At 71.4% G+C, this 13,498-nt stretch carries 12 protein-coding genes; 7 read left to right on the forward strand and 5 right to left on the reverse strand.

Going from position 1 to position 13,498, the window contains the following annotated elements; translation table 11 throughout:
- Positions 1-15 precede the first annotated feature (15 nt).
- Entirely contained in the window at positions 16-2,949 is a 2,934-nt protein-coding gene (locus tag A3CQ_RS0103645; RefSeq protein WP_020509554.1) for an AfsR/SARP family transcriptional regulator, read from the forward strand.
- A gap of 10 nt (positions 2,950-2,959) precedes the next feature.
- Here the strand turns inward: A3CQ_RS0103645 and A3CQ_RS0103650 are convergent, their stop codons facing one another.
- On the reverse strand, positions 2,960-3,433 hold the full coding sequence (locus A3CQ_RS0103650; RefSeq protein WP_026205250.1) for a hypothetical protein: 474 nt from the start codon (positions 3,431-3,433) through the stop codon (positions 2,960-2,962).
- Between the two features lie 129 nt (positions 3,434-3,562).
- Between A3CQ_RS0103650 and A3CQ_RS0103655 the strand changes: the two genes are divergently transcribed.
- Together A3CQ_RS0103655 and A3CQ_RS0103660 are read left to right on the forward strand one after the other, a co-directional pair.
- Positions 3,563-6,901: a TIR domain-containing protein gene (locus tag A3CQ_RS0103655; protein ID WP_026205251.1), complete on the forward strand. Its 3,339-nt coding sequence runs from the start codon at positions 3,563-3,565 to the stop codon at positions 6,899-6,901.
- A 13-nt stretch (positions 6,902-6,914) separates the two neighbouring features.
- The gene (locus tag A3CQ_RS0103660; RefSeq protein WP_020509556.1) at positions 6,915-7,226 is read left to right on the forward strand and encodes a hypothetical protein; all 312 of its coding nucleotides are present in this window, start codon (positions 6,915-6,917) and stop codon (positions 7,224-7,226) included.
- Here A3CQ_RS0103660 and A3CQ_RS0103665 read toward each other — a convergent pair.
- Positions 7,209-7,745 carry a hypothetical protein gene (locus A3CQ_RS0103665; protein ID WP_020509557.1) on the reverse strand — a complete coding sequence of 179 codons (537 nt, stop codon included), beginning with the start codon at positions 7,743-7,745 and terminating at the stop codon, positions 7,209-7,211. The genes A3CQ_RS0103660 and A3CQ_RS0103665 overlap by 18 nt on opposite strands.
- Positions 7,746-7,853: 108 nt before the next feature.
- Here A3CQ_RS0103665 and A3CQ_RS0103670 point away from each other — a divergent pair, with 108 nt between their 5' ends.
- Positions 7,854-8,423 carry a TetR/AcrR family transcriptional regulator gene (locus A3CQ_RS0103670; RefSeq protein ID WP_026205252.1) on the forward strand — a complete coding sequence of 190 codons (570 nt, stop codon included), beginning with the start codon at positions 7,854-7,856 and terminating at the stop codon, positions 8,421-8,423.
- A gap of 15 nt (positions 8,424-8,438) precedes the next feature.
- Here A3CQ_RS0103670 and A3CQ_RS0103675 read toward each other — a convergent pair whose 3' ends face one another.
- A complete protein-coding gene (locus tag A3CQ_RS0103675) occupies positions 8,439-8,705 on the reverse strand; it encodes a helix-turn-helix domain-containing protein (protein ID WP_020509559.1) in 267 nt (88 codons plus the stop codon).
- 62 nt (positions 8,706-8,767) lie between these two features.
- Between A3CQ_RS0103675 and map the strand changes: the two genes are divergently transcribed.
- The gene (map, locus tag A3CQ_RS0103680; protein ID WP_020509560.1) at positions 8,768-9,532 is read left to right on the forward strand and encodes a type I methionyl aminopeptidase; all 765 of its coding nucleotides are present in this window, start codon (positions 8,768-8,770) and stop codon (positions 9,530-9,532) included.
- A 12-nt stretch (positions 9,533-9,544) separates the two neighbouring features.
- Here the strand turns inward: map and A3CQ_RS0103685 are convergent, their stop codons facing one another.
- Positions 9,545-10,522 (reverse strand): ABC transporter substrate-binding protein, encoded by a 978-nt coding sequence (locus A3CQ_RS0103685; protein ID WP_020509561.1) that lies wholly within the window; start codon positions 10,520-10,522, stop codon positions 9,545-9,547.
- A 117-nt stretch (positions 10,523-10,639) separates the two neighbouring features.
- The gene (locus A3CQ_RS0103690) at positions 10,640-11,149 is read right to left on the reverse strand and encodes a MarR family winged helix-turn-helix transcriptional regulator (RefSeq protein WP_020509562.1); all 510 of its coding nucleotides are present in this window, start codon (positions 11,147-11,149) and stop codon (positions 10,640-10,642) included.
- A gap of 62 nt (positions 11,150-11,211) precedes the next feature.
- Between A3CQ_RS0103690 and A3CQ_RS0103695 the strand changes: the two genes are divergently transcribed.
- A complete protein-coding gene (locus A3CQ_RS0103695; protein ID WP_020509563.1) occupies positions 11,212-12,552 on the forward strand; it encodes a hypothetical protein in 1,341 nt (446 codons plus the stop codon).
- 99 nt (positions 12,553-12,651) lie between these two features.
- Entirely contained in the window at positions 12,652-13,497 is an 846-nt protein-coding gene (locus tag A3CQ_RS0103700) for a methylenetetrahydrofolate reductase (RefSeq protein WP_051115161.1), read from the forward strand.
- The last annotated feature ends 1 nt before the right edge of the window (position 13,498 follow it).

Consider the following 13,498-nt stretch of genomic DNA (forward strand, 5'->3'; position numbering starts at 1 on the left):
GTTTGCGGAGGTCAGTTGACGGCGCAGTTCGGCGTGCTCGGCGCGGTGGAGGCCCAGATCGCCGGTCGGCCGGTCGCCCTCGGGCATGCCCGGCAACGCAGCGTGCTCGCCGTGCTGCTCGTCGAGGCTGGTCGCCCGGTCACGGTCGACCACCTGATCGACCGGGTCTGGGGCGAGGACGCGCCGCAGCGGGCCACCGGCGCGCTGTACAGCTATCTGTCGCGATTGCGGCAGGCCGTCGCCGAGGCCGGCATCGGGATCGAGCGCCGGCCGGGCGGGTACGTCCTGACCGCCGACCCGCAGACGGTGGATCTGCACCGCTTCCGCGAACTCGTCACGCGGGGGCGGTCGGCGGAGTCGGACCGGTCCGCCGCGGAACTGATCACTCAGGCGCTCGGCCTGTGGCGGGGCGAGCCGTTCGCCGGCCTGGACACCCCGTGGCTGGCCTCGATGCGGCAATCGCTGTGGAACGAACGCCTCGCCGCCGAGCTGGACCACAACGACGTCCTGCTCCGGCTCGGCCGGCACGGTGAGCTGCTGGCGTCCCTGTCGGCCGCCGTCGCCGAGCATCCGCTGGACGAACGGCTGGCCGAGCAGTTGATGCTCGCGCTCTACCGCTCCGGCCGCCAGGCCGACGCCGACGAACAGTACCGGCGGATCCGCCGCTGCCTCGCCGACGAGCTCGGCAGCGATCCCGGCGCCGGGCTGCGCCGCCTGCACGAGCGCATCCTCGCCGCCGACCCCGCCCTGGCCGCGACGGGCGAGACCCGCGAACCTCACCTTCAGCCGCCCGCTCGCCTGGCGGTGCCCGCACAGCTGCCGGCGGACGTGCGCGCCTTCACCGGGCGAACCAGGGAACTCGCCACGCTGGACGGGACTCTCGCGCCGCCCGGCGGCGACGAGCCGCCCCTGACCGTCGTGCTGCTTTCCGGCACGCCCGGCGTGGGCAAGTCCGCTCTCGCCGTGCGGTGGGCTCACCGCGTACGGGAAGCATTTCCCGATGGGCAGTTGTACGTGAACCTGCGCGGTTACGACGCCGAGCAACCGGTGGCGGTCGGTGACGCGCTGGCCGGCTTCCTGACCGCGCTCGGCGTGCCCGGGACGGAAATCCCGCCGGGCGTCGAGGAGCGGGCCGGCCGGTACCGGTCCGAGCTGACCGGCCGCCGGATGCTCGTGCTGCTCGACAACGCGTCCTCGGTGGAACAGGTCCGCCCGCTGCTGCCCGGCACCGGGTCCTGCCTGGTGCTGATCACCAGCCGCGACTCGCTGCCGGGCATGGTGGCGATCCATGGCGCCGAGCGGATCAACCTGGATCTGCTGCCCCTGGCCGACGCGGTGGTGCTGCTGCGCCGCCTGATCGGCGGCCGGGTGGATCGCGAGCCGTCGGTCGCCGAGGAGCTGGCCGCGGCGTGCGCCCGGCTGCCGCTGGCCCTGCGGATCGCCGCCGAGCTGGCCGCCGCGCGTACCGACGTCTCGCTGGCCGAGCTGGTCGGCGAGCTGGGCGACCACCGGCTGCGACTTGATCTGCTCGACGCCGGCGATCCGCGCGCCGAGGTCCGCGCCGTGTTCTCCTGGTCGTACCAGAACCTGCCCGCCGACGCGGCCCGGGTGTTCCGCCTGCTCGGCCTGAACCCGGGCGAGAGCCTGCGGGTCGAGGCCGTGGCCGCCCTGACCGGGACCGACGCCGGCGAGGCCCGGCGGCTGCTCGGCGTGCTGGTCCGGGCCAGCCTGGTGCACACCGGCCGCGGCGGCCGGTACGGCCTGCACGACCTGCTGCGGGCGTACGCGGCGGAGCTCGCGGCCGAGCACGACCCCGAGCCGGAGCGGAGGGCCGCGCTGACCCGCCTGTTCGATCACTACCTGGCCGGGTCGGTCGCGGCGATGAACACGTTGTACCCGGAGAGTCCCGACGCCGGCGGCGATCCGGAGGCGGCCCGGAACTGGATCGAGGCGGAACGGCCCAACCTGGCCGCCACCTGTACGTATGCCGCCGCTCACGGCTGGTACCGGCTCGCGATCGCGCTGGCGGGAACGCTGTTCCGCTACCTCGACGCCGGTGGCCCGGCCGCCGAGGCCGTCGCCGTCACCACCTCCGCCGTGTCGGCCGCCGTCGCCGTCGGCGACCGGGAGGCGCAGGCCCGGGCGCTCTCCGATCTGGGCCGGTTGCACCGGCGGCAGGGCCGCCTCGACGAGGCGGCCGACACCTACCAGCGGGCCCTGACCCTGTACGCGGACCTCGGCGAGCGGGCCGCGGAGGCGGTGGCGCTGCGCAACCTGGGCAGCGTCCACTGGCGGCTGGGCGACTATCGGCAGGCCGCCGACCACTATCGGCGGGCGTGGTCGCACTACCGGCGCCTGGGTGACGACGCCGGTCAGGCCGACGCGTCGGTCCGGCTCGGCCTGGTCGACGCCCGGCTCGGCGACGAGGCCCAGGCCACGAAGCGTCTCCGGTCGGCGCTCGCGCTCTACACCGGGCTCGGCGACCGGTTCAGCGAGGCGTACGTGCTCTCGCTCCTCGCCCGGCTCTCCCGCCAACCGGCAGACCTCGAACGGGCCGTCGCCCAGCTGGAGCAGAACCTGGCCGTGGTCCGGCAGGCCGGCGACCGTACGGCCGAGGCGTACGTGCTGACCGACCTCGCCGCGATGTACGCCCGCGACGGCCGGCTAGCCGAGGCGGCGGCGCACCTGCGGCGGGCCCTGGTGCTGCACCGGCGGATCGGGGACCGCGCGAGCGAGGCCGAGGCCCTCAACGACCTCGGTCAGGTCCTGCGGGCCGCGGGCGACGCGGCCGAGGCCCGGTCCCAGCACGAGCAGGCGCTGGTCCTGGCCCGGGAGATCGGCGACCGGTACGAGGAGGCCCGCGCTCTGGACGGCGCCGGCGGGCCGCAGCAGGACCTCGCCCAGCGCCTCTTCGCCGATCTCGCGGTGCCTGGCGCCCCGAGTTGGTAACCGTTGTTGGTCAGACCCGGACCACGCCGTCGACCCACAGCACCGTGATCGGGCGTCCGCATTCTTTCGCGTACGCGACGACATCTGCTGTTCCGCCCAGGCCCCGAGCCGGATGGCCGTCCCACACGGCGAACAGGTGGTCGCAACGGTCCACCAGAGCCTGACCGGCGGCGAGGAACGCCTGGTCACTGGGCTCCGGGTAGGGCATCGTCACCACCGTCGCCGCGGCGCGCCGCAGGTCTTCGAACCGGGTCCGGCTGTCGTCCGCGATCAGCGAGCCGGCGTAGCCCGCGCACGGCAGCACCACCTCGAGAGTGCCGCCCGCCGCCAGCACGTGCGCCGCGAACAGCTGGTCGGCGCCGTCGGCGAGGTTCGACACCCCGTGCAGGCGGGAGCCGGTGGGCAGCACCCGGGTCCAATGCCGCACCGCACAGTCGACGATGCTCGGCGGGAGGATCCGATGACCGGTGACACCGAATCGCACATCGACCTCCGTACCGGGGCTGGTCAATCTGGTGACGCATGTTGACCATACGATCCCCGGCCTTTTCTCGTGGGGCGCGGCCATGCACAATCTGTCGTCGCAGCACGCGCCGAACGGGGGAGACCTACGATGACCTTCGATGGGTTCATTTCGTACAGCCACGCCGCCGACGGGCGGCTGGCTCCCGCTGTGCAGCGTGGTCTGCACCGGCTGGCCAAGCCCTGGCACCGGCGGCGCGCCCTGTGGATCTTCCGGGACCAGACCGGCCTGGCGGTGACGCCGGGGCTCTGGTCCTCCATCCAGACCGCCCTGGACGGCTCGGAGTACTTCGTGCTGCTCGCCTCGCCCGAGGCCGCGGCGTCGCCGTGGGTGAACAAGGAGATCGAGCACTGGATCGCCACGAAATCCGCGGACCGGGTCCTGCCCGTGGTGACCGACGGGGAGTGGACGTGGGACGGGGAGCTCGGCGACTTCACCGCGGAGTCGACGGCGGTGCCGCCCACCCTGCGGGGAGTCTTCAGCGAGGAGCCGTTCTTCCTGGACCTGCGGTGGGCGCGGGGCAGCGAGCAGCTGAGCCTGCACCACGCCCGCTTCCGGGATGCGATCGCGCAGCTGGCGGCCCCGATGCACGGGGTGAGCAAGGACGAGCTCGAGGGTGAGGACGTCCGTCAGCACCGCCGGGTGAAGCGACTGCGCTCGGGGGCCGTGGCGACCCTGGTCGTGCTGGCGTTGCTGGCGTCGTTGACGGGATTGTCCGCCGTACGCAATGCCGATCGGGCGAAGGCCGCGGCCGCCGAGGCGTTGCGTCAGCAGGAGGTGGCGAACAGCCAGCGGGACAGCGCCCAGCGGTCCGCCGAGGAGGCACGCCGGCAGCAGGTGCTCGCGCAGCAACAGCAGGATCTGGCGCAGCAGCAGAAGGCCCGGGCGGCCCAGGCGGCGATCGAGGCGGACAAGTCCGAACAGGCGGCGAAGGAGCAGCAGAAGCTGGCCGATCAGGCGGCGGCCGAGGCGCGGCGCCAGCGTCGGCTCGCCGACCAGGCATCGGTACGGACCAGGAAGCAGCAGCAGCTGGCGAAGGAAGCGGCGGACCGTGCCCAGCGGATGCAGGCGGAGGCGCAGCGGCTGGCGACGATCGCGGCACAGCAGCGCCGGCTCGCCGACCAGGCGGCGGAAGAGGCCAGGAAGCAGCAGGCCAAGGCCGACCAGCAGGAGCGCATCGCGGTCAGCCGGCGACTGATGAACCAGGCCACGGCGTCGGCCGTCGACGACCCGAAGACCGCCCTGATGCTGGGGACGGCGGCCCAGAACCTCGACCCCGGCGCGACGTCCCGGCTTCAGCTCACCGGCGTCGTCGCGGCGACGCACTACACCGGCGCGATCGGCGACGTGCAGAATGCCAAGTTCCTGCCGGACGGCCGGCTGCTGGCTCTCGGCACCGACGGCCGCTACACGGTCTGGAACGTGGCCGACCCGCGGAACCCGGTCCGGGGCGCCACGCTTCCGTTCACGGCCGCGACCGCCGATCCACTGGAGATCAGCTCGGACGGGCTGACGGCGGCCGCCGGGAACGGCGCCGAGATCGACCTGTGGGACATCACCGACCTGTCCCGCCCGGCCCGGCTCGGCACGGTGCCGAGCACCCGCATTGTCACGGCGATCGCCTTCACCAGGGACAAGTCCATCCTCCTCATGGGCGACGGACGGGGCGCCTCGAGCGTGTGGGACACGTCCGACCTGATGCATCCGACCAGGCTCGCCACGCTGACCGGGGAGGACTGGCACGGGGTGGCGCAAATCGCGCTCGCCCCGGACGGAAGTCGCGCCATCCTGGACAAGGATCGGTTCGTCCCGTTCTTCGACCTGAGCGAGCCCTCCATTCCGATGGGTCTCCCCGCCCTCATCGGCTGGGGCCAGGCGCCGATGGTGTTCAGCCCGGACAGTACGACCGTGGCCTTCGGAGAAAACACCCTGACCGTCGGAGGTAGCAGCGCCAAGGTGGGTCTCTACGACGCGACGGGCGAGAACCCCGCGGACATGCCGACGGCTGATCCGTGGCCCACGCCGTCGGTAAGTTGGACGTACGATCCCAACGGACCGCCTCCGCCGCTGCCGGATAACCCGGACACGGTTCCGTTCGATCAGCTGAGCGGCAACACCGGTCGGATCACCTCGGTGGCGTACAGCCCGGACGGAAGCCTGGTCGCCGCCGGGGACTCGAACGGGACGACGATGGTGTGGAATGTGGGCAGCGCGATGAGCCCGGGGCCGTTGGCCTCCGTCAAGACTCACGGTGCGATCAACTCGGTGTCCTTCGACCGGACCGGGTTGTTGGCCACGACCGACAGCTTCGGGGTGGCGACCCTGTGGAAAATCCCCGGGCCGAGCGCTCCGGACCCGCTCGCCATGGTCACCGCCCCGGCGGCGCCCCTGACCACAGTGTTCGGTCCGGACGGACGCTCGCTGGTCGCCGCCGGCGCGGACGGCAGGGCGCGCACCTGGAACATCGCGGACCCCAGCCATCCGACCCGCGGCGCCGACGCGACCCTCGGTGCCGGTGTGCACGTGGTGAGGTACAGCCCGGACAGCCGCACGGTGGCGACCATCGCCGGGAACGACTGGACGCTGTCCCTGGCCGACGTCACCCAGCCGGCCCGGGCGACGACCCTCACCGCCGCCGGCAAGGCGGTACGCGGAACCTGGGCGATGGAGTTCAGTCCCGACGGGCGCACCCTGGCCGTTCTCGCCACCGATGCCACCACCACACTGACGCTGTGGGATGTGGCCGACCGCGGCCGTCCCACCCTCCTGGGTACTCACACCGGCGGCGATTTCGCCACCTCGATGACCTTCAGCCCCGACGGCCGCACCCTGGCCACGGCGGGCTACAACCAGCCCACGATCACGATGTGGAACGTCGCCAACCGCGCCAATCCCGTCCCGCTGGCCACCGTGCAGGGCATGGGCAGCGGCGGGCGCACGATGGCCTTCAGTCCCGACGGTCACACCCTGGCCAGCGGCGGCTACGAGCAGACCGCGCTGCTGTGGGACATCACGGACCCCGTTCATCCGTACCGGCTCGCCACCCTGGCCGGCCACACCGCGCAGGTCAAGACGCTGGCCTTCAGCCCCGACGGCCGTACCCTGGCCACCGGAGCCGACGACTACTCGGTGATCCTGTGGGACACCACCCTGCCGGCCGTGCCGGTCCGACTCGCGAAGATGAACACCCCCTCCGCCGCCGAGCCCGTCGGGCTGGTCTTCGGTCGCGACGGACGCACACTGGCAGTGACCGGCCAGCCAAACCAGACTGCTTCCTCGAACGTGACGCTGTGGAGTTACGCCAACCTGAACACGCTCCGGGCCGATCCGGCCAAATACGCCTGCTCCATCACCGGCCGCGGCCTCACCGCCGCCGAATGGGCCCGGTTCATTCCGGAGCTCCCCTACCGGCGCACGTGCGCCACCTGACCGGAGGGGTGCGGTGGAGGTTCAGGATCAGGTCGACGGCGGGTGGTTCCTCCTGCGCGAGGGGAACCACCACTACCTGGCCGTGAACTGCCACCTTCCCCTGGTCGACATCTCCCTCCTGATCCGGCTCGAGCCGGACGAGGAGACCGAGTTGCACGCCCTGGGCCGGACGTTCGCCGACTATCTCGCGGCCAAGGTCGCGTACTGGCCGGATCGCTACCGGCCGCGCGACCTCGACCGGGAGCTCGGAGCGGAGGTGGATGCCGCCGTCGCCCGGTGGCGGGCGGGCGCCGTCCCGCGCGAGGGCTCAGGCGGCTCGGCGTAGGCGCAGGGCGGAGACCAGGAAGAAGATGCCGCCGAGGAGGGCGTAGCCGGCCAGGTTGCTCAGCGACGCGCCGTCGCCGGAGGCCTGCAGGATGAACGACGTTCCGGCGAGCGTGGAGATGCCGCCGCTGACGATCATCGGCCACTGACCGCCCATCCGGCGGCGGTTCGCGCCGACGATCAGCTGGACCAGGCCCGACACGATGGCCCAGGCTCCCCACACGCGCAGGACGGCGGGAATGCCGTCCGAACAGGCGACAGCCACGCCGACGGCGGCCAGCGAGCTGATCGCGATGTTGACGTACAGACCCCGGGCCGGACCGGTCGACCCGGACGAGCGCGAGTCGACGATGGCGGCGGCCGCGTCGAACAGCGGGTAGAGCACGAGCAGCGGCACGCTCAGCGGGCCGAGATCGGACGCGGTCGCGAACAGCAGGACCGCCCAGACGAGGGCGAACGCGAAGCGGACGAGGTACAGCCGCCGGAGGGCGGGTGCGATCGCGGGGGCAACGGTGGTCATGACGGTCCCTTCGAGGCGGGTCGAGGTAGACTAACTAGTAACTCTACCGACGGACATAACCATGCACCGCCGGGACGGCTCGACGCAAGGGGATGTGAGATCCGTACCATGAAGCCCGTGACATCGCCGGTACGTGAGCGCCTCATCGAGGCCGCTTCCGAGCTCTTCTACGCGCAGGGGTTGCGCGCGGTGAGCGCCGACAAGGTCATCGAGCGGGTCGGCACCACGAAGGTGACGTTCTATCGCCACTTCCGCACCAAGGACGACCTGGTCGTTGCCTATCTGCTCGGCCGGGCGGCGATCGAGCGCGAGGGTGTCGGCAGCGCCATCGGCCGCGCCGGCGGTGACATCGACACGGCCCTGCGACTGGTCTCCGAGGGGCTCGGGGCGGTGGCGTGCAGCCCGGGGTTCCGCGGCTGCCCGTTCATCAACGCCGCCGCGGAGTACCCCGATCCCGACAGCCCCGTGCGCCGGGTGGTCGACGAGCATCGGGCCTGGTACAGAACGACGTTCGAGCAGCTCATCGCGCCGCTCGACCTGCCAGATCGGGCCGCGGTCGCCGACGAGCTGATGCTGCTGCGCGACGGCGCCATGGTGGCCGGCTATCTCGGCGACCCGGCGGCGGCCGGGGGTGCTTTCCTGCGGGGCTGCCGAGCGGTGATCCGCGCCCGGGAGTAGACGGACTCGTCTACGCTAGGACACTCGACGGGCGGGCATGCCGGTCAGCCAGATCTCGGCCAGGTCGCCCACCGGGATGCCGAGGACCTCGCTGAGGCAGACGACGGTGCCGAAAGCCGGAGTCGGCAGGCGGCCCGCCTCGATCTTGCGGAGCGTCTCGGGCGAGATGCCGGCGGCCAGCGCGATCTCGGCCTGGCTGCGGGGCCCGCGGGCGGTCCGCAGGGCAATTCCGAGGCGCTGGCCCGCCGCGATCTGGTCCGGGGCGAGCGGCGGGCGATTCATAGGGAGCAGGATAGGCCCTCCGGGGCCGCAGTGGTATATCTATACCGCTAAGGAGGGGTCACATGATCGAGCTCAAGGCGCCCGAGGAGATTGACCGGATGGCCGTGACCGGCCAGTTCGTCGGCGAGTTGCTCGCGGAACTGGCCGAGGTCGCCGACGTCGGGGTCAACCTCATGGACCTCGAACACCACGCGCGCCGCCGGATCAAGGAGCGCGGTGCCGAGTCGTCGTACTGGGACTACGCGCCGTCGTTCGGCCGGGGCCCGTTCCGCAACGTCCTGTGCCTGTCGGTGAACGACGCGGTGCTGCACGGCCTGCCGCACGACTACCGGCTGCGCGACGGCGACCTGCTGAGCATCGACATGGCGGTGGCGATCGACGGGTGGACCGCCGACTCCGCGCTCTCGGTGATCGTCGGTACGCCGGCCCCCGCCGACCTGAAGCTGATCGAGGCCACCGAGGTCGCGCTCGACGCGGCGATCGCCGTCGCCCGGCCCGGTGGGCGGATGGGCGACATCTCGGCCGCGATCGGCGGCGTCGCCCGCGACTACGGCTACCGGGTGAACCTCGAGTTCGGCGGCCACGGCATCGGGCGGACGATGCACGAGTCGCCGCACGTGAACAACGACGGGCGCCCAGGACGGGGCATCCGGCTCGAGCCCGGCCTGACGATCGCGCTCGAGCCCTGGCTCTGCGCGAGCACCGACAAGATCCGGTTCGACAAGGACGGGTGGACGATCCGATCCGCCGACGGCTCACGGACCGCCCACTCCGAGCACACCATCGCGATCACCGAGGCCGGACCGCGCGTCCTCACCGCGCGGTAGGCCACGCTCGGGTCAGCCCTGGTAGACCAGGTCGGTCGCGGGGGTGCTGAAGTCGGCCGGCAGGTCGCCGACCTTCTTCATCGGGTCGATCCAGGGCTGCAGGTGTTCGGGCTTGGCGTCGAAGGAGACCCATTTGGTGACCGGGTAGTTCGCGGCCACCGGCTCGGGCAGCTTGAACTCCTTGACCAGAACCTGCTTGGCCGCGGCGTCGTTCGCCTTCATCCAGGCCAGGGCGTCGTCCTGGGACTTGGCGAAGGCGTCGAGGGCCGCCTTGTTGGCGGTGGCCCACGCGGCGGACGCGACCCATCCCGCGGACAGCGACTCGGAACCGTCGCCGGCCACGTCGGTCGGGCTGCCCAGGTCGGTGCCGCCCTGGCCCAGGAGCTGATTGTTGAACGGGAAGATGGTCGCGGCCGCCTGGATCGTGCCGGTCTTGAGCCCGCCGGCCATGTCCGCGAACGGTACCGGCAGGAACTTGACGTCGGTCTTCTTGATGCCGGCCTTGTCGAGCATGATGACGGCGCCCTCGTACAGATTGCCGCTCATGCCCGGGACGCCGATCGTCTTGCCCTTGAGCGCGGCGACCGAGGTGATGCCCGGTCCGCCGATCAGGTAGCTGTTGCGTTTGTCGGTGGAGTTCTCGACGTTCTGCGCGGAGACCAGGATCGGCTTGAGGCCCTGCGCCGCGGCCTGCAGCAGCGACGGCGGGGTCACCGTCACCAGGTCGAACTGCTTGCCGACCGCGGGGATGAGCGCGGCCGAGTTCTGAGTGGCGGTGAGCTTGACCTCGAGACCGTTCTTCGTGAAGAAGCCCTGCTGATCGGCCACGACGATCGTCGTGTTGGTGGCGTTGGCGTTGTATGCGATGCGCAGCGTGAGCGGCCCGGACCGGGTTCCCGTGCTGGTGTCGTCGTTCGAAGATCCGCCACCGCAGCCGGCGGCGGCGAGGACGACGGCCGTACCGATGGTGAGCAGGAGACGCGCCTGCATGTGACCTCTCCCTTCCGTGATGATTCCGGTTGGGATCCGCGTCACCGACGCCTGTGCGCCCATCCGGTGCGCACGATGCTGCACCCAACAGTCCGTCACGCGGGTGCAACATAAGCGTTACGAAAAGTCGCCCTCGGGGATCCGGCCGGTGCGAGATCCTCCGCGCGCGACGGGCCAGGCGCCCTCGTACGCCGGGTCCTCGCCCTCGAGGGCGACGGTCAGCTCGCGCAGGCGGCCGGCGAGTTCGTCCCGGACACCCTCCGGCAGGGAGTCCGTGAGCAGGCGGTCGATCGCGGCCATCCGGGCCCGGCCGTCGGCGACACCGGCCAGGCCGGTCTCGGTGAGCTCGTGCAGGATCACGCGCCGGTGCACCGGGTGCGGGAGCCGGCGAACCCAGCCGAGGCGCTCCAGCTGGGCCAGCGCGGTGGTCACGCTCTGCGGCGTGAGCCGGAAGCGGCGGGCCAGGTCGGAGGCCGACATCAGGCCCAGCTCGTCGATGTGCACGCACAGTCCGAGCTGGGTCAGCGTGACGCCGAGACCGTCGAGCGCCTCCTGCGCCCGGCGGTGAACGGCCTGCTGAGCGCGGTAGAGGACGTACGGCAGACCGTCTTGCCATGGCATCGTCATACGGTCACCTTAAAATATTTCAGGGCCTTTAAAAGTTTTCAGGTGCCTGATAACTTCGCCACATGGTCAGCCTCGAAGAAGAGATCAACAACGCGGGCGGAGCGCTCGAGCTCCTGCGTCAGGGGCGTTCCGGCGCCTACCCGTTCCCGATCAAGGCGGAGTTCACCAACTGGCGCGACGAGCAGGAGGCGTGGCGGAACTCCGCGGCGCTGATGGACCTGTCGCACCACATGCCCGACCTGGTCGTGCAGGGCCCGGACACGTACCGGCTGCTGGAGAGCCTCGGCGCGAACAGCTTCAAGGGCTTCGGCACCGACAGCGCAAAACAGCTCATCACCGTACGCCCCGACGGCTACATGATCGGCGACTGCATCCTGTTCGGGATCGCCGACGAGCACGTACGCATCGTCGGCCGGCCCCCGGCGCTGAACTGGGTCGAGTTCAACGCGGCCACCGGCGACTGGGACGTCGAGGTGCGCCGCGACGAGCGCACGGTGAACAACCCGAAGGGCCGGGAGCTGTTCCGCCTGCAGCTGCAGGGTCCGCATGCGGCGGCCATCTTCGAGAAGGTCAACGGCGGCCCGATGCCCGACATCCCGTTCTTCCACATGGGCCGCTTCAAGGTCGGCCGGCACGACGTGCGGGCGCTCAACCACCGGATGTCCGGCTTCCCCGGGTACGAGTTCACCGGCCCCTTCGCCGAGTTCGAGTCGGTGCGGGACACGATCGTCGAGGCCGGCGCCTCCTTCGGCCTCCGGTTGATCGGCGCGCGGGCGTACGCGTCGGTGGCCACCGAGTCCGGCTGGATCGCCAACACGCTGCCGTCCACGTACACCGGCGACGACATGAAGGCGTACCGGGAATGGCTGCCGTCCCGGTCCTTCGAGGGCAACCTGGCGCTGGGCGGCAGCTGGGTCGCCGACGACATCGAGGATTACTACCTCACGCCGTGGGATCTCGGCTACGGGCACGTCATCAAGTTCGACCACGACTACATCGGGCGGGACGGCCTCGAGGCGCGCAAGGACGAGCCGCACAAGCGCAAGGCGTGGGTGCTCTGGGACCGCGAGGACGTCGCCAAGATCTTCGCCAGCTACTACGAGCGGGGCGACAAGCGCTTCAAGTACCTGGAGATGCCGGCCGCGTTCTACACCGCCTGCCAGTTCGACCGGATCGAGAAGGACGGCGAGCTGGTCGGCGCGGCCATGCTCACCATCTACTCGGCCAACGTGCGCGGCTGGATCTCGCTCGGCCCGATCGACCCGTCCGCTGCCGTCGGCGACCAGGTCGAGATCGTCTGGGGCGAGCCGGACGGCGGGTCGCCGAACCCGGCCGTCGAGCGGCACACGCAGACCCGGGTCAAGGGGACCGTGATGTCCCGCCCGTTCCCCCAGGGTCACTGACCTTCCCCCGAAAGCAGCGCCGGGGCTCGCCGCCGACTCCTCTCGATGGTCATCGGCGGCGCGCCCCGGCGCGCCCACATCCGCGCGAAGGAGCCCGTCATGAGCTCATCCCTCCCGACCGCCGAGACCACGTCGACGCTTCTCGACGGTTTCTCGCTGGAGATGACCGGCAAGGACATCGACGAGCTGACCGCCGCCCGGCACGTGATCCCCGGCGGCACCCGGATCAACGTGACGTTCCTCGGCAACGAGGACCTGCCGATGCGGGTCGCGGCCGCGAACGCCGTACGGGATGCCGGTCTTGTTCCGGTCCCGCATGTCTCGGCCCGGCGCCTGCGATCGCACGAGGACCTGGCCGAGTTCCTGTCGGCGCTGAACACCGACCGGGTCTTCGCGGTCGGCGGCGATCCGGCCACGCCGCACGGGCCCTTCGCCGACGCCCTCTCGGTCATCGAGTCCGGCCTGCTGGAGGCCCACGGCGTGCGCAGCGTCAGCATCGCCGGCTATCCGGAGGGACACCCGGACATCTCGGACGAGGCCCTGTGGCGGGCCCTCGCCGACAAGCACGCGGCGCTGGCCGAGCGCGGCCTGACCGGGGAGATCATCACCCAGTTCGGCTTCGACGTCGACCCGGTCCTCGACTGGATCGCCGCGATCCGGGAGCGCGGCATCGACCTGCCCGTCCGCGTCGGCGTCCCCGGCCCGGCCGGCATCCGCAAGCTGCTCCGCTTCGCCGCCCGCTTCGGTGTGGGCACGAGCGCCTCGATCGCCCGCAAGTACGGCCTCTCGCTGACCAACCTGATGGGCACGGCCGGCCCGGACCGGTTCCTGCGCACGCTGGCCGGCGACTACCACCCCGGCGTGCACGGAACCGTGCGGCTGCACTTCTACACGTTCGGCGGCCTGCGTACGACCTCGGAATGGATTGCTGATTTCCGGTCCTGAA

This window comes from Paractinoplanes globisporus DSM 43857 (assembly GCF_000379645.1).
Taxonomy (GTDB): Bacteria; Actinomycetota; Actinomycetes; order Mycobacteriales; family Micromonosporaceae; genus Actinoplanes; species Actinoplanes globisporus.